Origin of the sequence: Burkholderia sp. Bp9142, from assembly GCF_003853415.1 — a bacterium.
Lineage (GTDB): Bacteria > Pseudomonadota > Gammaproteobacteria > Burkholderiales > Burkholderiaceae > Burkholderia.
This window is the reverse complement of record NZ_QTPP01000096.1, coordinates 1-1,013: the sequence shown is the minus strand read 5'-3', so window position 1 is coordinate 1,013 and position 1,013 is coordinate 1. Positions and strand designations below refer to the sequence as shown.

Genomic DNA, 1,013 nt, shown 5'->3' with positions numbered 1-1,013 from the left:
GAAGATTTTGGCAGGCGGCCGTCATCGCAGTCCGCCCAGAACACGTGCATCGCGTCGAACAACACTGAGAGGATCGCGGTCAGGTAAGGCAGCCGAACGACTACACCGCCTCCCATTGAATCGCCATCAACAGGACCGTAGTGCTCGCTCGGCACGTCGGCCGGCAGATCAATCCGCAGCGCATCGAGCTCACGCTGCAATCGCTCTTCAACGCAATAGTGCGCGGTCGCCGAGTTCGTCAGGACCTTCCCAAGCTCGCACAACTTCTCGTCTTTCAGTTGAACGCATCTTGTGAGACGACGAATCCGTGCTTCGGCGAGTCGCAAGCGAATCTGCAAAGCCTCGCATTCGCAGGCCGGTGCCAAGCATGCGTTTGTATCGCTCGATCGCCAAACATTATCGCGTTGCTCCATAGCAGGCCTCGCCTCGAACGTGGCGATATGTACTCCACACACCGCGAGAAATCGGATCGCTGATGCACCGAACTGACTGGACGCATCGCGCCGGCGCAAATCGGTGAGTCTTTTTTCGTTCCTTCTCGCAACAGTGTCAACTGTGAAGATTGGGGGGCACTGATCAGCGCGCCTGCGAAGTTGAACAATATGGAAAAACGAAACACTCCACCACAACATCGGCGCGGAATTGGTCTGTCAGTTGCACGAGATCACGCACGTACGAAAAAAATAACGCGGCATGTCTGAAGTTTTCCGCTTGGGCAGAGCCGGCGATCTCAAAATAGGCCTCCTCATTGTCCGCCCAACGCAATCCAATGGAGACGGCCCAATGCGCCGCTCGCAGATCAGAGCGGCAAGCGCCCGTCGTCGTACAATGGGCGACCGCCCAACAAGCCACTTATGATCGTCGGCAATTCGCGTACCCAACCGCAATAGTCCAATGTACGGCTTCGATTGTTCACCAGGTCGGCGGCCTCGGAAGCGATAAATGGTCGACTCCTGGTCCAAACGATGAGAAAATCGCGCAATCATTCCCATTGCCCTGACGACAATGACATG

General features: G+C 56.3%; 1 pseudogene. It reads right to left on the bottom strand.

What is annotated here, in order from left to right:
- Nucleotides 1-413 (bottom strand): annotated as a pseudogene (locus tag DIE22_RS37785) (hypothetical protein); the annotation flags it as partial.
- Nucleotides 414-1,013: the final 600 nt, after the last annotated feature.